The sequence below is a fragment of the Alteromonas naphthalenivorans genome (assembly GCF_000213655.1).
Taxonomy (GTDB): Bacteria; Pseudomonadota; Gammaproteobacteria; order Enterobacterales; family Alteromonadaceae; genus Alteromonas; species Alteromonas naphthalenivorans.
The window spans coordinates 482,212-503,911 of the sequence record NC_015554.1 but is presented as its reverse complement, the minus strand read 5'-3'; the positions used below and the strand labels follow the sequence as shown (position 1 = coordinate 503,911).

General features: G+C 44.1%; 15 protein-coding genes. 4 read left to right on the top strand and 11 right to left on the bottom strand.

The window, feature by feature from the left end; genetic code table 11:
- Positions 1-68: 68 nt before the first annotated feature.
- The 6 genes from AMBT_RS02125 to AMBT_RS02100 form a co-directional block, all read right to left on the bottom strand.
- The gene (locus AMBT_RS02125; protein ID WP_013782925.1) at positions 69-3,221 is read right to left on the bottom strand and encodes an efflux RND transporter permease subunit; all 3,153 of its coding nucleotides are present in this window, start codon (positions 3,219-3,221) and stop codon (positions 69-71) included.
- On the bottom strand, positions 3,214-4,668 hold the full coding sequence (locus tag AMBT_RS02120) for an efflux RND transporter periplasmic adaptor subunit (RefSeq protein ID WP_013782924.1): 1,455 nt from the start codon (positions 4,666-4,668) through the stop codon (positions 3,214-3,216). The genes AMBT_RS02125 and AMBT_RS02120 overlap by 8 nt, the downstream gene beginning before the upstream one ends.
- Entirely contained in the window at positions 4,665-6,098 is a 1,434-nt protein-coding gene (locus tag AMBT_RS02115; RefSeq protein ID WP_013782923.1) for a TolC family protein, read from the bottom strand. The genes AMBT_RS02120 and AMBT_RS02115 overlap by 4 nt, the downstream gene beginning before the upstream one ends.
- Positions 6,099-6,178: 80 nt before the next feature.
- A complete protein-coding gene (locus AMBT_RS02110; RefSeq protein WP_041452470.1) occupies positions 6,179-6,742 on the bottom strand; it encodes a hypothetical protein in 564 nt (187 codons plus the stop codon).
- Positions 6,743-6,781: 39 nt separating this feature from the next.
- Positions 6,782-7,861 carry an alpha/beta hydrolase gene (locus tag AMBT_RS02105; protein ID WP_013782921.1) on the bottom strand — a complete coding sequence of 360 codons (1,080 nt, stop codon included), beginning with the start codon at positions 7,859-7,861 and terminating at the stop codon, positions 6,782-6,784.
- 181 nt (positions 7,862-8,042) lie between these two features.
- Positions 8,043-8,783, bottom strand: a complete 741-nt coding sequence (locus tag AMBT_RS02100) for a glutathione peroxidase (RefSeq protein WP_013782920.1) — start codon at positions 8,781-8,783, stop codon at positions 8,043-8,045.
- A gap of 491 nt (positions 8,784-9,274) precedes the next feature.
- On the opposite strand from AMBT_RS02100, the gene AMBT_RS02095 reads away from it, so the two are divergent.
- Both AMBT_RS02095 and AMBT_RS02090 read left to right on the top strand, forming a co-directional pair.
- On the top strand, positions 9,275-11,416 hold the full coding sequence (locus AMBT_RS02095) for a GGDEF domain-containing protein (RefSeq protein ID WP_013782919.1): 2,142 nt from the start codon (positions 9,275-9,277) through the stop codon (positions 11,414-11,416).
- Between the two features lie 11 nt (positions 11,417-11,427).
- The gene (locus AMBT_RS02090) at positions 11,428-11,748 is read left to right on the top strand and encodes a GFA family protein (protein ID WP_013782918.1); all 321 of its coding nucleotides are present in this window, start codon (positions 11,428-11,430) and stop codon (positions 11,746-11,748) included.
- Positions 11,749-11,985: 237 nt separating this feature from the next.
- On the opposite strand, the gene prsR is transcribed toward AMBT_RS02090, so the two are convergent.
- From prsR to AMBT_RS02070, 4 genes are all read right to left on the bottom strand, one after another.
- Entirely contained in the window at positions 11,986-13,347 is a 1,362-nt protein-coding gene (gene prsR / locus AMBT_RS02085) for a PEP-CTERM-box response regulator transcription factor (RefSeq protein WP_013782917.1), read from the bottom strand.
- 62 nt (positions 13,348-13,409) lie between these two features.
- Entirely contained in the window at positions 13,410-15,437 is a 2,028-nt protein-coding gene (prsK, locus tag AMBT_RS02080; protein WP_013782916.1) for an XrtA/PEP-CTERM system histidine kinase PrsK, read from the bottom strand.
- Positions 15,438-15,563: 126 nt separating this feature from the next.
- Positions 15,564-16,688 carry a beta-ketoacyl-ACP synthase III gene (locus AMBT_RS02075; RefSeq protein ID WP_013782915.1) on the bottom strand — a complete coding sequence of 375 codons (1,125 nt, stop codon included), beginning with the start codon at positions 16,686-16,688 and terminating at the stop codon, positions 15,564-15,566.
- A 352-nt stretch (positions 16,689-17,040) separates the two neighbouring features.
- On the bottom strand, positions 17,041-18,852 hold the full coding sequence (locus AMBT_RS02070; protein WP_013782914.1) for a choice-of-anchor I family protein: 1,812 nt from the start codon (positions 18,850-18,852) through the stop codon (positions 17,041-17,043).
- 323 nt (positions 18,853-19,175) lie between these two features.
- Between AMBT_RS02070 and AMBT_RS02065 the strand changes: the two genes are divergently transcribed.
- The gene (locus tag AMBT_RS02065) at positions 19,176-19,970 is read left to right on the top strand and encodes a M48 family metallopeptidase (protein WP_013782913.1); all 795 of its coding nucleotides are present in this window, start codon (positions 19,176-19,178) and stop codon (positions 19,968-19,970) included.
- A gap of 79 nt (positions 19,971-20,049) precedes the next feature.
- Here the strand turns inward: AMBT_RS02065 and AMBT_RS02060 are convergent, their stop codons facing one another.
- Positions 20,050-20,892, bottom strand: coding sequence for a mechanosensitive ion channel family protein (locus tag AMBT_RS02060; protein ID WP_013782912.1), 843 nt, complete (start codon positions 20,890-20,892; stop codon positions 20,050-20,052).
- A 505-nt stretch (positions 20,893-21,397) separates the two neighbouring features.
- Between AMBT_RS02060 and AMBT_RS22545 the strand changes: the two genes are divergently transcribed.
- Positions 21,398-21,562, top strand: a complete 165-nt coding sequence (locus AMBT_RS22545; protein WP_013782911.1) for a hypothetical protein — start codon at positions 21,398-21,400, stop codon at positions 21,560-21,562.
- The last annotated feature ends 138 nt before the right edge of the window (positions 21,563-21,700 follow it).

Sequence of the window (21,700 nt, the reverse complement as noted above, 5' to 3'; positions counted from 1 at the left end):
TACTAAAAAGGCAGTTAGGTTATCCTAACTGCCTTTTTGTTTCTAAGGTGGTTATGTAGCGTGTTTTCTTACGAACGTCGCTTCATCTGCCACGCCTGAACAAGGTAAAACATAGTAGGTAGCACAAACAGAGTTAGCGCTAGCGCACTTAACATGCCTCCTACCATGGGTGCAGCAATACGTCGCATAATTTCAGCACCGGTTCCCGTTGCATACAGCACAGGTAGCAAGCCTATTATAATAGACAGCGCCGTCATCATTACCGGCCTAACACGCCGGGTGGCGCCTTCAATAATGGCGTCTTTAAGTGCTTGTTTTATTTGCTCAGCAGATGATTGAGCATGCGTAGTAGAGCAAGCTTTTCCATCAAACGCTTCAACCGCTTGATGCAGGTACACCAGCATAATAACGCCTATTTCAACCGCGACACCCGCCAAGGCAATAAACCCAACGGCAACGGCTACAGAGAAGTTAAACTCCAGTGCATACAGTAGCCAGTAGCTGCCAATTAGTGCCAATGGCAAGGTAACCATAATAAGTGCTACATCGGCAACTCGCCTGAAGCTTAAATACAGCAGCAACACGATAACGGCTATGGTAAATGGCACCATTATGCTAAGCCGTGCTTCCGCCCTTTCTAAGTATTCAAACTGCCCCGCCCACGTTAAGGAGTAGCCTGGAGGCAATGAAACCGTATTAGCAATATGCTCTTTTGCGCTTTGTACGTAACTGCCTAAATCGCCGCTTTCAATATCGATAAATACCCAACCGTTTAATCGAGCATTTTCGCTTTTTATTGCCGCGGGCCCCACCTCAATAGCAATATCGGCTACCTCGCCCAAGGTAATATTGGCACCGTTTGCTAAAACTATGGGAAGTTGTCTTAGCGCTTCTGGAGAATCTCTGTATTGTTGTGGGTAACGCATACTGATAGGAAAACGCTGCCTTCCCTCTACGGTTTCACCCAATGTTCGCCCACCTATAGCAGTGTTGATAACCTCTTGGATATCAGCGATATTGAGCCCATATCGCGCCGCCCTATCACGACTAATATCAATAGTGATATAACGCCCACCTGCAACTTTCTCGGCAAATACCGATGCGGTATTCTCAAAGTCTTGTAGCGCTTGTTCTATTTGTACACCCACCTGCTGAATGCCCGCTAATTCTGGCCCCGCTATTTTGATACCTACCGGCGTTTTAATACCAGTAGCGAGCATGTCGATACGCGTTTTAATTGGCATCACCCACGCATTGGATACCCCTGGAAATTCCACCGTACTGTTTAATATTTCCTTCAATTTTGATGTTGTCATACCTGCACGCCACTGGGATTTTGGCTTTAATTGCACAAAGGTTTCTATCATAGTTAAAGGCGCAGGATCGGTAGCGGTATCCGCTCTACCCACTTTACCGAATACATTTTGCACCTCGGGTATTGTGGCAATCAGCTTATCGGTTTGTTGTAGCAACTCTCTGGCTTTGCCCACCGAAATTCCAGGGTAAGTCGTAGGCATATAGAGTAAGTCCCCCTCATCCAAAGATGGCATGAATTCACTACCGATATGCTGCATTGGCCATACTACAGAAACTAACGCAATAAAGGCTGCGAACACTATTTTTCGAGGGTGGTTCAGCGCAGCCGTTAACGCCTTAACATACCCTGTCGAAATAGCCCTATTTAACAGGTTGCGATGCTCTGCTTTTACCTTGCCTGTCACGAAATAGCCGGCTAACACTGGCACCAAGGTAATGGCTAACGCCGCAGCGGCAGCCATGGCATAGGATTTCGTAAAAGCGAGAGGGGCAAACATTCGCCCTTCTTGTGCTTCTAAGGTAAAAACAGGGATAAAAGACACGGTAATTATCAACAGTGAAAAGAACAGGGCTGGCCCCACTTCGTTGGCCGACTTCACCACTAGCGCCCAACGCGCTTCACCTTTTACTTGCTCTCCTTGCGCTGTCGCCCGTTCAATATGCTTATGCAGGTTTTCCACCAACACAATAGCGCCATCCACCATGGCCCCCATAGCAATGGCAATACCACCTAAAGACATAATATTTGCGTTAAGGCCTTGAAACTTCATTACGATAAAGGCCATTAATATGCCAATTGGTAATGTGATTATGGCAACCAGCGACGACCGCACATGAAAAAGAAACACTAAGCAGACGGCACCCACCACAAGTAACTCTTCAACAAGCTTGCTCCATAGGTTATCGACGGCATTATCGATAAGGGTGGAACGGTCGTATACCGGTACAATATTTACGCCACTAGGTAAACTGGCCTTCAACGTTTCAATACGCGCCTTCACGTTATCAATAGTCGCCTTAGCATTTTCGCCAAAGCGCATCACTACTATGCCACCTACCACTTCGCCATTTCCGTTTAGCTCAGCGATGCCTCTGCGCATAAGTGGCGCCTCTACTACACTCGCGACATGGCCTATCGTTATCGCCACGCCATTGTGAACAACGCCTAAAGGAATATTAGCAATATCTTCAGTACCCGTAAGATAGGCAGAAGATGTCACCATATACTCTGCTTCAGCCATTTCTATTACTGACGCACCCGCTGCAATGTTGCCTCGGGCGAGTGCCGTTTCAATATGACGTAAAGGCACGTTATACGCTTGCAACTTTTGCGGATGAAGTTGCAGTAAATACTGTTTAACCATGCCGCCTACAGAGGCGACTTCCGACACTCCTTGCACGCTTTGCAATTCATATTTTAAGAACCAGTCTTGCAAAGCCCTAAGCTCACCAGCATCGTAGTTGTGTAACTCATCAACAAGGGCATACATGTAAACCCAACCTACCCCAGTAGCATCAGGCCCCAGTTTGGGTACCACACCATCAGGCAAGGTTATTTGGCTAAGGTATTCCAGCACTCTGCTTCGTGCCCAATACATATCGGTACTGTCGTCAAAAATAACGTACACATAAGAGTCACCAAAAAATGAAAATCCTCGAACTGTTTTTGCACCCGGCACAGACATTAAGGCAGTGGTGAGCGGATAGGTTACTTGATCTTCTACTACTTGAGGCGATTGCCCTGCATAGCTGGTTTTAACAATCACCTGCACATCTGATAAATCAGGTATGGCATCAATAGGTGTATGCTTTACTGCTATTACCCCGCCAATAGAAATACACAACGTTGCCAGTAAAACTAATATGCGATTCGCCACAGACCAACGTATTATGGCTTCAATCATGGTGCATGCCCTCGTGGTGCTTGGCCTCGTGATTCACTCCCTGATGTTGTAATCCATGATGAGATTTCTCTGGCAGGTTTGACTCTTTTTGGGGTGAATCGTGTTGTGTTGGATCATGTTTTGTTGGATCGTGTTGCATTGGGTCATGCTCAGGCGTATCAGACATTGGCTTGTTGTGTTTTACCATTTCATGATCGCCATGAGACTGCATACGTTTGAAATCTGATGTTTTAGACGACTCTGAATCAATCAGAAACTGCGCCGACAGCACTATTTTGTCACCTTCATTTACGCCTTGAGTTATTTCAATGAAGTCCCCTGCTTTACGCCCAACGTTGACGGCTATAGATTTAAAGCTTTCTTCGACATTCATAACGACTCGGTTTTGGGCGAGATTTTGATTTTGGCCCTGCGACTGGATTTGAATAACGCTTTGATAAGGCACATACAGCACAGGCTTTTCGGTTTGCTTGGTAAAAATCACATTGGCGAACATATTCGGTTTAATGTCACCGCTGTCGTTCTTTAAAGTAACCCGTACTTTGAGCGTACGTGTTTCAACATCAAGTGCTGGGTAGATAAAATCAACTTTACCTGAAAAGGTTTTATTTGGCAGATAGTCAAACGTAACCGATACCTGCTGATCAAGTGCCACTTTAGGGACATCTTGTTCAAATACGCGCGCTTCAACCCATACACTGTCTAAACGAGCAATACTAAGCACCGTGGTGCCAGGTTGAACATAGAATCCTTCGCGAACTCCTAAATGTTCTACCACGCCGGCTTGGGGGGCAAAGAAGGTAATAGTTTGTGAAACCTCGCGGCTTTTTTCGAGTTGCGCAATAAACCCATCCGATAAGTGCAGCGCTTTTAAACGTTGTTTAGCACCTGCGGCTAAGCGTGTGTCTCCTCGCTTTAGCGCAATAACAAATTCCTCTTGCGCAGTCACCAGAGCAGGTGAATAAAGGGTATACAGTTTTTGCCCTTGGCTAACGGCCTCACCTTCCGTTTTAATAAACAGCTTATCAATCCAACCCTCTACTCTGGGGTGAATATGCACCAAGTAGTCTTCGTTATAGGTAACATTACCCACTGCACTAAAGGTCAAATCCAGTTGCCCTCGTTTTACCGTGGTAAACTTCACGCCCATATTTTGTTGTACCTGGGGTGAAATTGTTACCTCACCTTCACCACGATTTTCACTGCTATCCGATGCCGGATATACAGGCACTAGATCCATGCCCATTGGCGACTTACCCGGCTTATCTCGACGGTAGGCATCATCCATCGGTGCAACCCAATAAAGGGGCTTTTTGTTATTTGAGTTTTCATCACCGCCAGCAACCACACCCTCAACAGCAGCCTCGCCCTGCATGTTTAAATTCCAAACAAACATAGCCGCTGCGCCACCGATTAATCCGACTATAAGAATAAATAGTGTCTTCATTGTTTTGCTACTCCGTCGGTAGTGGTTTTGTGGGTGTCTAGAAATCTGTCATCCAATCGAGAACCTGTTAACTGATTTTTTTCGTTTGTCAGCGGGTAATACAGGTAAGCGAGTTCGGCTAAAGTCTTTGCTATATCGACGTGAAGCGCTAGGGCATCTAACTTTGCGGATATGAGAGAGATACGCGCACGCATTACGTCGTCAAATGTGCCCTTATCGGCTATGTAGGCATTGAGCGCTGATTCGGCTAAACTCTCTGATTGTTCAAGTAATGCGGTATCAAATAACTGCTGGCGGTCAGTTAAGCTTGCAAGCTCTGCTTCACGTGCTTCAGCAAGGGCTGCTAATCGCCTCACTTCTAATCGTCGCTGTGTGGATGTCACCCCTAACCTTGCTGCTGATGCCGACACATTTGCATCTTGACGCTTACTGTTAAACAGCGGTAAATCAACTTGGACACCCACACTAATAAAGTCAGCTTGGCTCATGCCGTTTTGGGCATCTTGACGATATCCGTATGCTGCTTCAATAGCCCATTTAGGTTTGGTTTGCTCTTTGGCAAGAGTCAATTTCTGTGTAGCCACCAATTCATCTTTTACAAGCAGCTGCACAGAGGGATGAGCGTCAATAACATTGAGTACGTCACGTCGTTTAAGCTGTGTAGCTAAAGATTTATTAAAAGGGAATATTTCGTGATGATTGAGTGTTTCGGGCACAGTAAAACTAACTTCACTAGAAAAATCGAACCACCGCGAAAGTCGTGCTAGGGCGACAGATGCAGCCTGCTGTTCCTTCAAAATCGTATCTTTTAAGCGAAGGCGCTCTAGTCGAATCTGAATAATGTCTTGCTGTTGAGTGCCGCCCACGCCACTTCGGTAAGACGACTCTACTGTCTCGAGTAACTGCGCTAACGACTGCGATTCTTCACGCAATAAGGCTAGGGTTTGCTCTGCCCGATACCACGCCAGCCACTCCAGCGACACTTCTCGCAACAACCACGCTCGCCTTGCTGCTCTTTTCACAGGTTCTTTTTGGGCTTGCTCAATGGCAATGGTGCGGGAGATGTTTGCGGAATTCCCCCTTGGCATAGCTTGTCGAATACCCAATTTCAACTGTGTCATAGGCTCTTGATTCAGCGAAAATCCATCTGTTGGCACGCTTTGCAATGTAGTGCTGATTGTGGGGTTATCCCAACTATCAGCCGCATTACTATCGTGCTGATACGCAGCCTCTTCAAGTTTGCTGCCTTGAAAATAAACGTCTTGGTTTAGTGCGAGATGTTGCGCATCTTTAAGACTGAGGGTCGTTGCGAGGGAAGGTGTATTAATTACAAAAAGTAATATCCCTAGCCAAGCACGCTGAAGGTAACAAGTACGTAATCGAACTTGAGTTTGGTAGTTAAAAATCATACCCAGATTAAATGCAAACATGAGAAAACCACATCAATTTCCCTTTGTACTAAGGGAATAAAAAGAAAACCATGGGTGCTATACGCTCCCGCCAGATACAACTATCCTGCGAAAGTGAATTTTGGGGGGCGAAATTGGGTGTTGGGTATAGTGTAAGGAGTTTGGTGGTTAACAAAAACCACCAACGGAGTGGGCGCAATAACTGCTACCGAGAGTTCGTTATTTATGACGGCATAAACAGTGGCACATACACCTGTAGGGCATTGACACTGGACGTCGCAGCACGACTCAGATGTGTCACCGTGCATACTAGATTTCATAGCTTCGCGGGGAGCACTTGAGCCACTATGAATGGCGTGAGCATTTTTTGCAGTAGATTGAGCGCTTGAAGGCGTGATTACTTCGCTTGTAGAAGCGTAAATAGCTGAATGGCACCCACTAGCACCAGCATGCATTTTTTTATTGGCGCGACTTGCTTCTGATGAATTGTACTCAGAATTTGCTTCATTAGACATCACGTCCGCAGGCGTTGTCGCGGCCTTTGAGGTAGCCATTGGCATAGTGTTTGGCATAGCCATTCCCGGCGACAATTTAGTCACCAAGGAAATAACCATTATCAATATGACGACGTAGCCACGTCGCTGCTTTTTCAATTTAGCTATCATGCCTTAAAGCTTAATCGCATTTGTTAGAGCTGTAAAACGCTAGAATTGTTGCGCATAGGTTTTCAGCATCATTGTCATGGTTGAAAATAAAGGATTTGCTTTTGGTACTGCACATTCTTCGTTTTCATTTACCATGACTTTATTGAACTTCATATCGTGTAACATTGACGTGTTCACCACAAGGTCGGCGTGGCACAACGCATAAGATGCATCGATAACAAAAAACGTATTTGGCCCTGCGCTATTTTCCATTAGATTTTCTACACCGTGAATAGGCGTGGTGGCATCAGCTTGAGAGTGCGCAGCAAAAAGAGGCACTTCAATACGCTTGCCGTCTTCGAAGTCGTCGCGAATTTTTTCAATAATATCCATCAACTCTAACCCCGCAAAGCCTGCAACATTTGGGTATTTAAAAGGGTTCGGACCGTGCGTGATATAACTACCATCCACAATTTTCGCCACCCACTTAATACCCCAAATTCTAGACATACTCTCGGCATTTTCAGAAAGTGCCAATGCACCAGAAAACAACATAAGCCCATCTATGTTTTCATTTGTGTCTAGGTACTGATCGACCGCTAATGCGCCACCAGTAGAAAACCCTCCAACAATCAGGGTGTCGCCCATGTCATCAGCTAACGCGATAACCTCATCAACATGTGCTTGCCAACGCTCGGCTAAATCGCTGTCACTCATTGCCCCCTCATCATCTCGCAACCCATGCCCAGGTAACAGTGGAACAATAACGTCGTAGCCTTCGTTGAATAAAATATTGCTAATTTCTCGCATAAAGAAAGGTGAATCACTAAGTCCGTGGACTAGCACGGCCACTTTCTTTGAAGGGGTATCGTGATGCAGCACGAAGGGAGCATTACCTTCGTTGCGAAGTACGTTGCCACATACCGTGTAGCGATGCAGTTTAGAAGATTTACATCGCTGCGTTTCACCCCACTCTTGCTTATAAAAATCAGCAAATCGCGTTAATGCGTCTTGTGTTTCAAGAGTGCTGGCTGCTGCAGAACTAGCGAAAAATGTTCCTATTAATGTGCCTATCAATGCAAAGCACACTACTGCAACAGGAAGTATAGATAATTTTGCGAGAGCAAACTTTGAATGCACGTATATTCTCCAGAAGGCATTACAATTAGCCAATTATAACAAAATAAGGCCATTAAATAATGACCTTACGCTATTACAGTTACACTGTGACGGTATGCTGTTTTAACAAATTTCAGCTCAACAAGCCCTGTTTTAGCACATGTTGTGTTAGTAAGCGCTTTGTTACCGTCGTTACTTGTATTTAGCTAAAATACAATGCTAAGTCGTCTGACCCGCCAATATGCTTACCGCCAATGAATACTTGAGGTACGGTGTCACGGCCAGTCATTGCGTTAAGGCTAGTTAACGAGGCATCTTTCCCTAGTACAATCTCTTCAAAGTCGTAACCCTTGTCGGTTAACAACGCTTTCGCTTTTGTACAAAATGGGCAGTTAGGCTTAGTGAATAGTGATACCGGCGCTTGTTTCTCAGCGCCTGGGGCTATATAAGCAAGCATAGTGTCGGCATCAGAAACCTCAAACGGGTCGCCAGGCACGTCTGGTTCAATGAACATTTTCTCTACAGTGCCGTTTTTAACCAACATAGAATAGCGCCAGCTACGCTTTCCAAAACCTAAATCGGCTTTGTCTACCAACATACCCATTCCGTCAGTAAAATCCCCATTTCCATCCGGTATAACAGTAACATTTTCTGCTTCTTGATCGGCTGCCCATGCATTCATTACAAACGTATCGTTGACTGATATGCACAATATGTCATCTACGCCATGCTGTTTAAAAACTTTGGCGAGTGCATTGTAGCGAGGTAAGTGCGTAGAAGAACATGTAGGCGTAAACGCGCCGGGAAGTGAAAAAACCACCACTGTTTTGTTGCTAAACAATTCTTCAGTGGTTTTAGTTGCCCACGTTTCGCCATCGCGAACAGGAATAGATACGGAAGGTACTTGCTGACCTTCTTTTGATATAAAACGACTTTCTGACATAGTGTTCTCGCTACGCGCAAATAAATGAAGTTGCTAGCATAGAGAAATCTAAGAAAAAAGAACAGCCTCGGTTCATCTAATCCGAGTAAAGGTATGAATTAGCATGCGTAACGACTAATATTAATGCTTATTAAGACACATTAAGCTTTTCAATATTGTGCATCTCACTATATTCTTATTTTATGTTAGACAAAAGTTTCAACCTGTCAGGGAATGATTCAGCCTTACGCTTCCGGCAAGCCGAACTCAAAAAAGCATAACAGTTTTATTTAATGTGTAAATTCTGATTAGAACAGGTACTCTGCGTGCCAAATTTATACTTTAGTCTAATGCCTGATACGTTATTTCTTCGGGTTGTTCGCCATAATAGTAGTGATAGAAATTGACTGCTTATAACGATATCAGCACTTCAGTTTTACTCATAAATTTTCAGTCCTTCTTCTTTATTAAAGGGAGGGCAATAAATGCGTAGTCGTAAGGAAGCTTCTATAATGCCCAGACAGTCGGCTCGGCGTTTTGCCACCAGCATTGTCACCGTTTCGCTACTTTTCGCTTTAGTGGGCTTTTCTTCGCCTACAAAAGCTTCACCTGCAGCCCTTACTCAAACTGTTCACGAACTCATTCAAAGCGGGGCTTTCGAGGATGCCGAGCGTCAAACTCTACTTGCCATTGAACAAGCCCATCAAAGCGGTACATTGTCGATAAGTACATTGTCGGCCAGTACGTTCTATGAGGTAGGGCAGCTATTACAAAGCGCATCCCGTTTCAATGTAGCAAACGATGCACTCTACGTTGCGTTAGATGGATTCACCCGCCATGGCCAACTTATTGATATGGCAAATACCTTACACCACCTTGGTACTTCGCAACGTTTTCTAGGGAACTATGAGCAATCTATTGGCTACCTTCGACGTGCCCAATCTATCGCGCAAACCCAAGGTGTCCTCCCGTTAAATGCGACCATTCAAATGGAAATTGGCCTTGTCCAAAAAGAACAAGGCCAAGTTCAGGCTGCTCTTTATACATTAAAAAAAGCATTAAGCTTATTTCGGGTACAACAAGATACAAAAAGTACTGGCCAAGGCCTCGCCACCATTGGTGATATATATGTCACATTAAATCAGTTTTCTGAGGCCAACACGTATTATCAAGACGCATTACAAATAGCGAAAACAAGTAATGACAAGCCGCTAACAGCTCAAATACTGGGTAAGATTGGCGCTTTGCTGTTACTGAAAGGCGATATTGAAGAAGCATCAGAAGCACTTACACACGCACTAACCCTATTAAAAGAGAATGGGGAGGCAAATGAAATTTCTACTACTCAGGCATGGTTAGGCGAAGCGCTGGTAAAAACCGGTGACACAGAGCAAGGCTTGATGTTGCTAGAGGAATCACTCGCGGTGGCTAAATCTACAGGCCAGCAAAAGTTGCTGCAACAAGCCCGCCTAGCATTAGCCAATGCAATGATGTCATTGCAACAGTTTGACGATGCGCTAGCGTACGCTAAAAATGGCACTATTGAAGCAAGACGGCGCGGAGATTTACGCAGCCAGCTGAACTTCTTATCGATTCAAGTGAAAGCCCTAGCAGCAAAGGGGGAGTTTAAGCGCGCATTAGATATTCAGTCGGTATTGCAAAATATACGAGAAGAGGTGCTGAGCTCAGGTAGCGAGGTCGCTATTGCGCAACTTCAAGCCGAAATAGAAATTGAGCGTCAAGCACAGTCTATTCAGGTATTACAGAAAACCAAACAACTTGCATTAGCTGAAGCCGAGCAAACTAATCTGCGCACGACATTGTTTTGGAGTACCTTAATTGCAGGGTTATTAACGCTTTTTCTCATTTGGAGCAGATACACTCAGCGCCAACAAACCATCAGGCTTCGCCGTGAAGTTAAGCAGCGAACAAAAGAGCTTGAACAAAAAAATTCTGAGCTACAAACAGCCTATAAAACCCTTGAGCAAGTGAGTCTGCATGATTCCCTGACAGGCTTGTATAACCGGCACTACCTTGAATCCCAATTGCCAGGTGAACTTAAGCGCAGTGCTCATGCGAACAAACATCAAGAAGGTCACAATGAACGCAACCAAGACCTGCTTTGCTTCTTAATAGACATCGACCATTTTAAACGTATTAATGATGAGCATGGCCATTTAGCGGGCGATAAAGTACTGAGTCAGTTCGCCGACGTCCTTCGAGAAGTTTTCAGGCAAACGGATTTACTTATTCGCTGGGGCGGCGAAGAGTTCTTGGTAATATGCCGTCACTCTATGCGAGATGACCTTCCCCAACTGGCCGAACGATGCCGCGCCGCAGTAAATGATAACGTGTTTCATATCGACGATACTCGCTCGCTTCGTGTTACCTGCAGTATCGGCTTTAGTATTCTTCCCCCTGTTGAACATGTGTCCTTCGAAGAAAGCTGGAAGAGCACCTTTTCAGTGGTAGATTATTGTTTATATGCCACCAAAATGTCTGGCCGCAATGGGTGGATTGGGGTTATCGATACCAATAAAGCCCTGATTGGCGATGTGCAAGACACCCCTCTCGATAAAAAATTTCATTTTAAGCAGTCATACATTTCTACATCATTTAACACGCTGTCGAGCATAAATTGGCCCGATGAGTAGGAGCGTACATTATGTATAAAGGTAGTTGCCAGTGTCAGGCCGTGCAATTTGAGTTGTCTGATATTAGCGAAGATGAGTTGGACGTAGAAACATTATCCTGCAGCGAAACGCTTAACCTCACCATCGCCGGTGCACGTGAGCATCTAGTGATAGATTGTGCGCCATCGATGCTAGGTGAGCTACAGCTATCGCCAAACAGCAAACAGTTTTTCTGTAATGAATGCTCGACGCCAATTTTTACCGAAGATGATCAGGGCAATATTGGGTTGCATGTCGCCTTTTACGGGCATGATTTATTAGCTAAACATCACAGCCAATACCATATTCCCTGAGCAGAGCCACTGTTTGAGTACCTCTGGAGACGCAGCATGGGTTTTGAGACATTGTGAGTTGTCGCAGTGAAGTTGTCACAGTGAAGCTGTCCCAACGAATCCGCTATAAGACTAGCGCGCTCGACCAAGCTTGTCGTAGTAACAGGTTATACCTAAATAGTGGCTTTATGAAGCCTATCGCACCTAAGGGTGCGATAGGCAAGAGCGTAGCATCAAACTACGCCTTTTCGATGAGTCTCACGCCGAACTTTTTAAGTCATCCAAGTGGTATTTATCAATAAGTGAGTACAAGGTTGGGCGCGTAACACCTAGCAATTCAGCGGTTTTAGACATATTTTTATCCGCTTGATGATACGCCCTACGAATTGCCTTACTTTCAGCAACCTCTCGTACCTCGCGAAGATTCAAGGTTTCAGACTCTCCACTACCATCTACCGCGAACAAACCTAAGTCATCAGGCTGTATGACTGTACCCTCGGCCATGATCACTGCCGATTTCAGCTTATTTTGCATTTCACGAATATTCCCAGGCCATTTGTGAGCCAGCATGGAATTAATCGCAGATTCAGAAAAGCTCTTTGCCTTGGCATTAAACTCTTCACGATAAATATTAAGGAAGGTACGGGCAAGCAAGATAATATCTTGATCTCTATCTCGCAACGGCGGGATCATAATGGGAATTTCACCAACACGGTAATATAAATCTTCCCTAAAACGCTCTTCTGCCACCATGGTTTGCAAATCTCTGTGGGTCGCACAAATAACCCTAATATCCACAGGAATTTCGGCACGGCCCCCCACTCGCTCAATAACACGTTCTTGTAAAAAACGTAGCATTTTGGCTTGCAGTCCGATAGGCATATCGCCAATTTCATCTAGAAATAGCGTGCCACCTTGGGCGGTTTCAATTTTACCTAGGGTCGTTTTATTGGCGCCAGTAAATGCGCCTTTCTCGTAACCGAAAAGCTCACTTTCCAAAAGATTTTCAGGAATAGATGCACAGTTAATGGCAACAAACGGTTTATCTTTACGAGGGCTGTGTTCATGGATGCTGCGAGCAAACACCTCTTTACCCGTTCCACTTTCACCTAGCAGTAACGTACTCACATCGGTATTCGCTATTTTTTCAGCTTTACGCACTACCGTTTGAATAGACTCACTGTTACCAATGATACGGCTCATACCTGTGCGCACTTTGGATAAAATGCTGTTTTCTAACTCTAATTTCGCCAAATTAAGCGCGCGATACACGAGTAGCTTTATGGTGTCAGAATCTATGGGTTTTTGGTAAAAGTCGTAGGCACCGAAGTTGATAGCTTTAAGTGCATTCTCTTTTTCGTTGTTACCGGTGACAACAATGACCTTGGTTCTAGGCGCTAAGGAAATAATATCTTGTAGAATTCTCAAGCCTTCCGACGCATTTGCTGGGTCGGGTGGCAGCCCTAAATCTAGTGTCACGACTTTAGGTTCGTAACGGCGCAGTTGCGCAATTGCCGAGGTATGATCGTCAGCAAAAACAACGTCGTAGTCGGTTAAGCTCCACTTTAATTGTTTCTGAATACCTAAATCGTCATCTACCACTAAAACGGTATCTGTCATCAGTCTGTTCCTGTGTTACTTCGTCCATATCAACATAGGTTGGTTGTCATCGCTCACTTTGCTCAATTCAGCGTAAATGCTAGCGTAAAACAACTCCCTTTCCCTGGTTCACTTTGAACGCTTATTTTCCCACCAATAGATTCAATGTACGTTTTCGCATCGTACGCACCAATCCCCATTCCTGCGTTACCTTTCGTGGTATCGAAAGGTGTAAACAAGCGAGTATCGATGAAGTCTTGATCCATCCCGGTTCCTGTGTCCTCTATCATTACATATTGAACACGGTTTTGGATGTCATGCGTTAGTACAATATCTATTTCGCCGCTATCTTCGGTTGCTTGTTGCGCATTACTTATTAGGTGATAGAAAACATTGGCGACTTTTTCTTTATCAATTAATACCGGCTCTTCGCTGCTGCAGTGCACTTTAGGGGCGGGAAGAAGCCCCATGCATCGGTTTGCCACTACATCATTAATAATATGCGATAACGAGCACGAAGTGTGAGCCCCATCATCATTAATCTTTTTATCCGTTAATTGCTTTAACATTTTATCCATACGCGCTTTGGTATGTTCCAATGTTTCAAATGTGTCTTCAATAAACTCGGGGTTGTGTTTATGCTGCTGCGCGTTGGCCAAGATCAAATCGACTTGTGCCATCACATTCTTTAAATCATGCACAACAAACGCAGACATTCTATTGAACGCAGCAAACTGCGCATTTTCAGCCACCAGCTTTGAAGCTTCATGATGGAACACAAACATACTCACCTGCTCGGTGATAGCATTGAGATAATCTCTCACTTCCCAATTTAAACTCAGTCGTTCTTTATCCCCAGCCGAAAGCACAGCAAAGCCCCAAATTTCATCATTTTTGTAAAACGGCAAGTAAAGCTGATAACCCCAGTCTTTTAAAATATCTCTGTCGATTTGCAGCCCTTTGTAATGAAATGGCTTGGCTTGGTATTCATGTACATCAATTAACCAGGTATTAGACGTGCAGTAGTCTGTTAGCGTACGAATGATAGTTAAGTCATCATGGGTGTCTGGTAATGGATTAACTTGTGCCAACTGCTCGAAGTCGTTATTTACCCGTTTATACAATTTGCCAGAGTCATATTCGATGGCTTCAAGTATGCCGCGAAGCGCACTTTCGTGAACGGTATTAGGGGCGTCCATTGAGCTAGACAGTGTTTTGGTTAGTTTTATCCACTCTACGCGGTAGTCAAACTGATTGGCAAAAAAGTGCTTGGTAATAAAGACCTTACACTTGGTTCTAAAGGAGTTCGACAAAAATACGGTAACGAGTAGGGCAAGCGACAAAACTACCAAGATAGTTTGCACCATGGCGCCCCAGTTTCCACCTACGTAGCTGATGGCGTAGCCAATAATGGCCATAATGAAAAGGTAAGCGCCTGCAACCAATAATAAAGAGCTGTGTAGTACTACATCCCTGGAAATGAATATATCAACGCCCCAGTGCTTTATACGTCGAATGGCAATAACTAAAAATGGAATAAGCAGGAAATAGATATAGCCACGAGCCGCAATATAATTAACCTCAACCTGATTCACCATGGTGGCATTGGCGTAAGTAACAAAATCAAAAAGGTGGGTAGCGCCAAGATATAAAATTAAAGGCTTATATGCCCATTGATCGGCATCCGCTTGACGGTAAATAACTTCCAATAAGATAAGCACTTCAAGGGCCAGAATAATCAGCATCAGATAACGCCACGAGGCATCAATCCACAAGACGTGGGGCAGCACCAAGGCTATGCAGCCGGGAAGTAGTATAAAAAGCGTTGTTGGGCGGCGCAGAACATCGAACAGGTTGGTGAAATTATTTTTCAGGCATCCAGCTAAAAAGAGCAACCATGCCACTTGCCTGAGCGCATCAATAGTGAGCAACCAGGAAAGGCTGATGGGACCAAACAGTGCCGTTATCATGCTAGTAGACCAGAACAGCGTCGTAGCTGTAGCTAATACCAGCAAGTGGTTGGCTAACCCAGGCTTTCGTACTGCAAAAAGTAATAGCATTAACAGTAAGTAAGCCAAACTGTTAAGGGCATAGCCTATATCTGAAATCATCCCTATTTATTCTCACCCAGCTTTTTATTTTTTTAAGGTTCTATTTTCAAGGTTTTGTTTTTAAAGTTCTGTTGTTAGCAGGTGGTGCTGACAGCAAACTAGGTTACTGCCAGCTCAGGCTAATGCCTATCGTTTTTTAAGTAACAATGACCCAATTGAATAGCCTGCTCCAAAGGAGCACAACACACCAACATCACCGGCCACTAAGTCTTCATGGTTCAAGCCAAAAGCAATAACCGACCCTGCTGACGCCGTATTAGCATATTCGTCTAATACAATAGGTGCTTCATCAGCGTTAGCATCACGCCCCAACAAACGCTTTATGATCAGCGTATTCATGTTGATATTCGCTTGATGCAACCACCAACGTCTTACATCAGTTGCCGTTAGTTGATGTCTATCTAAATGACTTTCTATGTGGCTTGCTGCCATAGGGCAGACTTCTTTAAACACTTTGCGACCTGCTTGATGAAAGAGTTTGTCTGCACCATATGGGTCTACATCTTCTGTTCGCGTTATATAACCGAAGTTTGAGCGAATATTATTGGAGTACTTAGTTACCGCGTTTGTACTCATAACATCGTAGCTGTGCTCACTATTCACGGTTTCAGCTGTTTCTAGTACCGTGGCTGTGGCTACGTCACCAAAAATGAAATGGCTGTCTCTGTCGGTATAGTTAATTTGCGGTGACACTAATTCAGGGTTAATAACTAATACACACTTAGCATTACCGGCACTTAGCATTTCGTACGCGCGATGCATACCGAATGTGGCGGCAGAGCACGCCACTAACATGTCGAAACCAAAACCTTCAATGCCTAACGCTTCTTGCACTTCAATCGCAATAGCTGGGTAAGCACGTTGGGTATAGGCACAAGATACAATAACGGCATCAACGTCTTGGGCGGTTTTGTTTGCAGAAGCCAACGCCAATTTGGCTGCTTCTACTGCTATTTCCGCTTGGTGGGATAGCGCTTCATCTTCACGAGCCTCAATTTTTGGCTTCATGCGCGAGATATCGAGCGCACCTTCTTTTTGGTAAATATATCGGCTTTTAATACCTGACGCTTTTTCAATGAACTCAGCACTTGAATAAGGTTTTGCAGTAACCTGTTGGGCTTCTATTTCCGCTTTATGCGCTTCGTTATACGAATCAACATACGCATTATAACTATCTACCAGTTCCTGATTTGTAATACTGCTTTCAGGGTGCCAAACACCCACACCGCTAACAACGATCTGTTGAGACATCTGCATTCTCTTTTTCTATTAATTCTGTTTAAGCCCTTCGGCCATGACATAACGGAGAAATAAGATAAGTGAAATCCTACAGACTGTTAGCAGGCAACCACAATCTGTACTCTGACAATTTGAGCGCTAACGCGCTGCACTTATCGTTTCAATGTTAATACGTATAGTTATAGCTTAACTCAATCCACCCCGTATGTAATCACCGCTCAACGATTTACCCTAGGCACAAGATGCACACTATTTTGGTTTTAATAAAAAAAACGGCGCCAAAGGCGCCGTTTCATTATGGTTTTCTAGCGAGTGTTTTTGCTTAGCAACCTTTGCTCAGTAATGTCTACTTAGCGTGTTTCACTTAGTTTTGTGTAATTTGCCATACCGTTACGGTGCCACTAACTTCATTACCTACAAGTAACAAAGGAACGCCGCTTGCACTATCATCTGCACTTACAAATACCAAACTCTCTGGCGCCAAGTCGCCTATGACGTCAGTCGCCTCTAGGCCTTCTGTTAAATCGCGATTGATAATGTAATCAGCAAATTGAACATCGTAAGGGTTAGTTACATCGTAGACGAATATGCCGCCCATACGTTCAGTTCCAACAAACGCGTAGGTTCTATCACCGATAACACCTACGGTTAATGCTTCAGGCTCTGGACCTTTATTCTCAGAACGTGAGTCACCTTCGTTTGCATCATCACCGTTGTTAAACGATGCACCGTGAACTGACGCGGTAATACGCTCAAAATCATCACCTGAATCATAAACCGCCAAGCCGTTTTGATCCCAAATGGTAAACGAACGTGAGCCATACGCATAAGCTGCATCATATTCACCGTTACCATCCGCATCACCCATTGCATTAGTAACACGTAAATCATCAGCTTCGCCATTGGCTTGTAAGTCAGCAAGTTCAGAATTCGCTTCTGCCGTTAAGTCTTCAACTTTAACTTCGTCAATGAAAGCTAAACAACCATCGTCTTCATCAAACTCTAGTCCGCCTTCACTTAGGCAAGTTGCTTCATCAGCAGAGTCAAAGAAATATTCACGTGCGTCACCTTCATTCGCTGTCACGATAAAAGTGGCATCTTTCCAAGAGTAATTGGCAATAGTATCGGGCTGATATACACCGTAAAGGCCGTCATACTGACCAAAACTTACGCTGCCATCTTCTTGAATATCAATATTCAAGTCAGCCCAACTTTTTACACCCAAGCCAATAATTTCTACGGTTAGTTCTTCAAGATCAAGAATGGCTAAACCGTTGTTTTCTTGCAGGCTGACGTACGCTACATCGTTAGTCGCCGTAATATATTCTGGTTCTAAATCTTGAGCCACAGTGGTAGCAATATCTACACCTTTAATCGTACGGCCACTTGGGTTAGGGAACATCATTCCCTGTGCAACCAAGTCGTCTTGACTGCCGTTAAAGCCCGTGAAGCTCACTGAGGACGCTGTTTCTTCAGGCTCACCACTTGCAAGAATATTAATTACCGAGATAGAACCTTCTGGGTCAATCGTGTAATCATCCGAAGGCTCCCCTTCATTGGCTACTAATACTTTTCCGCCATCTGGCGTAAAAGTCACCATGTCAGGCAGGGCGCCAACAACGACTGAATCTAAAAATACTGGTGCAGAAGTGTCTAACCCATTATAGAAAAGTACGTAGCCGTTATCTGTTTTCACATCAGCAGGCACTGCAACAGCCATTAGGTCGCCACTAATAGCAATACTAGTGAGGCTTCCTAACGTTACGCCGTCAATATCAGCAGGTAGCGTAATATCACTCACTGTAAGGTTGGTCGTATTGATTGGGTCGCTCATAGCAGTAGTACTTACTGTATCAGCGGCAATAACTGCGATGGCATTGGTTTCACCGTTGGTGGCATAAATAGTTTGGGTGTCAGCATGATATTGCACGATTTCTGCCGACGTTAGGTTACCCAAAAAAGCGCGGGCAACAACGTCAAGAGAAACACCTAAAGATGCATCGCTACCGTCAACACCGTCGGCGCCATCTGACCCCGCTTCACCTTGCTCGCCCTGAGGGCCTTGAGCACCTGTTTCACCTTGTGCACCATCATCGCCATCTAGACCACAGCCGGTAAGAGCCGCTGAGATAAGAAGCGCTAAGACGCCGTATTTGAATTTTGACTGCGCAGACATTTAATTTCCTTTTTATCATGTTGTTACGCCAAACCTCAGCTTGCCAACTAGGCTGTTTAATTCTCGCTTTCAGTACGGGAACGAACCGATGGCATACAATGTAGATTTAGCTATTATTTTTAATTACATCTGTATATAAGCTAGAGCCAGTGTATGACACAAATATTAATTTGGCAAAAGGGTAAATTTACAAATGAATAACACCCCAATTTGTAGTATTAATAGAAGCTAATATTGGTCTGCTCTTACGCACTGTACGTAACAAACAATAAGAGTCGTAACTCACTAATATTTCTCTATTTCGCGACAACAAGGATTAAAATATGAAATTGAGGTTTACCGCATCAATCGCCGCAGTAGCCCTTGCAGTGACAGCGTGTGCTACATCGCCCACAGGTCGTAATCAGGTACTCTTATATTCTGAATCCCAACTGGAAGAAATGGGCGACCAAGCATTTAGCGGAATGAAAGAAGAACTTAAAATCTCAAACAAAGCTGTTCAAAATAGCTATGTTGAATGCGTCGCCAATGCGATCACCGCGAAGGTCCCTAATAGTGTGTTCGATGGTACATGGGAAGTTGTGGTATTTGACGATGAGCAGGTTAATGCCTTTGCTTTGCCTGGGGGGAAAATTGGTGTTTATACAGGGTTATTAAATGTAGCTGAAAACCAACACCAGCTTGCGGCAGTCATCGGCCATGAAGTGGGTCATGTAATTGCAGAACATGGTAATGAGCGTATGTCTCAATCAACGCTTATCAATATGGGCACCCAAGCAGCAGGTGCAGCTTTGGCGATGAACGAAGTTTCTCAAACGGCTCCTATCATGGCAGCCATTGGTTTAGGGTTACAAGTTGGGGTTCAACTACCGTTTAGCCGTACCCATGAGTCTGAAGCCGATGTTATTGGCCTTCAATTAATGGCTATGTCAGGCTTTGACCCTCGCCAATCCGTAAACTTATGGCAGAACATGGATGCGGCAAGTAATGGCGAACGCCCCTTAGAGTTACTTTCTACTCACCCTGCCCCGCAAACACGGATTAGCAACTTGCAAGCAAACATGAACGCTGCGTACACTGATTACCAGGCATCGGCGTATAGACCTAACTGTGGCTAGTTATTCAACGTCGCTAACGTAAAATAGAGCAAAAAAAACGCCACATTAATGTGGCGTTTTTGTATCAGGGAATAAAATCTTATTCGCTGTCGTTTTTGTGAAGGTGTACATCCATTTGTGGGAACGGAATTGAAATACCTTCTTGGTCGAAGCGAAGTTTAACTTGCTCAGTGAAGTCAAACTTAACGCCCCAGAAGTCAGACGCTTTACACCATGGACGAACCACGAAGTTAACGCTGCTATCAGCCAATTCAGAAACGGCAACAGTAGGTGCTGGCTCGCTGAGGATACGCTCATCGGCACGAACCATTTCATTAAGGATTTCTTTCGCTTTGCGCAAGTCTGCGTCATAACCAATACCAACAACCATATCAACACGACGTGTTTCTTTCGCTGAATAGTTAGTAATGTTATTGCTGTAAATGCCACCATTAGGAACAATAATTTCTTTGTTATCTGGTGTAGCCATTGTAGTAGTGAAAATGCCAATCTTATTGATTGTACCCGCAGTTCCAGCAGCTTCAACGAAATCGCCTGATTTGAAAGGCTTAAATACAAGAAGCATTACGCCAGCAGCAAAGTTTTTCAGTGAGTCTTGCAGTGACAAACCAATAGCTAAACCGGCAGCACCTAATATTGCAACAAGCGAGGTGGTATCGACACCAAGTTGGTTTAGCGACGCCACAATAACGAACAACATCAAAATAGCGCTAATAATGGCTTCTAAGAAGTCCACCAACATTGCATCGTACTTTGATTTTGCCATTAAACGGCGGAATAAAGATAGGATGAACCCTACAACGATTCGACCAATAACGTAGATAACAATCGCCATGGCAATATTAATGCCCCATGGGATTGCATAATCGTTAATGTAGCGTTCAACATCACTCGATGAGAATAATGATAAATTTTCTTCCATAATTTTGTCCTTGTTTTATCAATCGTAGTGTAAGCCGATTCAAAGTAGCAGGCTTTTAGAACTACGCCAACGACTTTGATGCACAAATAGCCATTTTTGGCCCAAAGTCTAATATTCACGTGGCCTACAGGCAATAAATATTATCCTAAAGTCGACTTTTTTCCTGCTAATTATTTCTTCAGAATTGTTTTCGAGCTGTTTAAACTTATTGTCGTAAATTCGTCATTAGGGTGTCATTTAAGCAATCTAATCTCAATGGCTCGTCAAGTTAGTTAGTAGCACCGAATAGCGAATCAGCCATAACGGACTATCGAAAACTTTACGAGAATTGATGATTTTTCCATCTAATTGGTGTAGAGTTTTTAGTCAAAATAAGCAGGATGCTTTAAAAAGTCTGCAAAGCGCTGAAAAACATTTAAAAAGAATGTGAACCGGACATGACGTTAGCAGGTATTGCTATTGTCAATTTTGTACAGCTTAGCAAATAGAATAAAAGGAATAATCTATGTTTTACTTTATATTACTGGCAATTATCGTAGCAGCATTGTTCTTGTATTCTTTGAGAACAGATAAAGGCGAACATACCAAGTACGCACGAAAGGACGGGCAAGCAGTACCTCCTCATCAAAACGAAACGCAAAACACCACTTCAACACCTTCGGCAGCTTAATTAACCCTAGTGCTATCAAAGCTATCGTAAATCTCAAAAAAATAGCTTTTTACAACGCATTGTAGCGATTTTCAGCTACGATGCGTTGCATCCACTTGCTCTAGACAAGTATCATATCTACATTATCCGCCATTTTTA

Excerpts from the sequence above, each read along its gene's own strand:
- AMBT_RS02125 (WP_013782925.1), bottom strand. The coding sequence starts at position 3,221 with ATGATTGAAGCCATAATACGTTGGTCTGTGGCGAATCGCATATTAGTT.
- AMBT_RS02120 (WP_013782924.1), bottom strand. The coding sequence starts at position 4,668 with ATGAAGACACTATTTATTCTTATAGTCGGATTAATCGGTGGCGCAGCG.
- AMBT_RS02115 (WP_013782923.1), bottom strand. The coding sequence starts at position 6,098 with ATGTTTGCATTTAATCTGGGTATGATTTTTAACTACCAAACTCAAGTT.
- AMBT_RS02110 (WP_041452470.1), bottom strand. The coding sequence starts at position 6,742 with ATGATAGCTAAATTGAAAAAGCAGCGACGTGGCTACGTCGTCATATTG.
- AMBT_RS02100 (WP_013782920.1), bottom strand. The coding sequence starts at position 8,783 with ATGTCAGAAAGTCGTTTTATATCAAAAGAAGGTCAGCAAGTACCTTCC.
- AMBT_RS02095 (WP_013782919.1), top strand. The coding sequence starts at position 9,275 with ATGCCCAGACAGTCGGCTCGGCGTTTTGCCACCAGCATTGTCACCGTT.
- AMBT_RS02090 (WP_013782918.1), top strand. The coding sequence starts at position 11,428 with ATGTATAAAGGTAGTTGCCAGTGTCAGGCCGTGCAATTTGAGTTGTCT.
- prsR (WP_013782917.1), bottom strand. The coding sequence starts at position 13,347 with ATGACAGATACCGTTTTAGTGGTAGATGACGATTTAGGTATTCAGAAA.
- prsK (WP_013782916.1), bottom strand. The coding sequence starts at position 15,437 with ATGATTTCAGATATAGGCTATGCCCTTAACAGTTTGGCTTACTTACTG.
- AMBT_RS02075 (WP_013782915.1), bottom strand. The coding sequence starts at position 16,688 with ATGTCTCAACAGATCGTTGTTAGCGGTGTGGGTGTTTGGCACCCTGAA.
- AMBT_RS02070 (WP_013782914.1), bottom strand. The coding sequence starts at position 18,852 with ATGTCTGCGCAGTCAAAATTCAAATACGGCGTCTTAGCGCTTCTTATC.
- AMBT_RS02065 (WP_013782913.1), top strand. The coding sequence starts at position 19,176 with ATGAAATTGAGGTTTACCGCATCAATCGCCGCAGTAGCCCTTGCAGTG.
- AMBT_RS02060 (WP_013782912.1), bottom strand. The coding sequence starts at position 20,892 with ATGGAAGAAAATTTATCATTATTCTCATCGAGTGATGTTGAACGCTAC.
- AMBT_RS22545 (WP_013782911.1), top strand. The coding sequence starts at position 21,398 with ATGTTTTACTTTATATTACTGGCAATTATCGTAGCAGCATTGTTCTTG.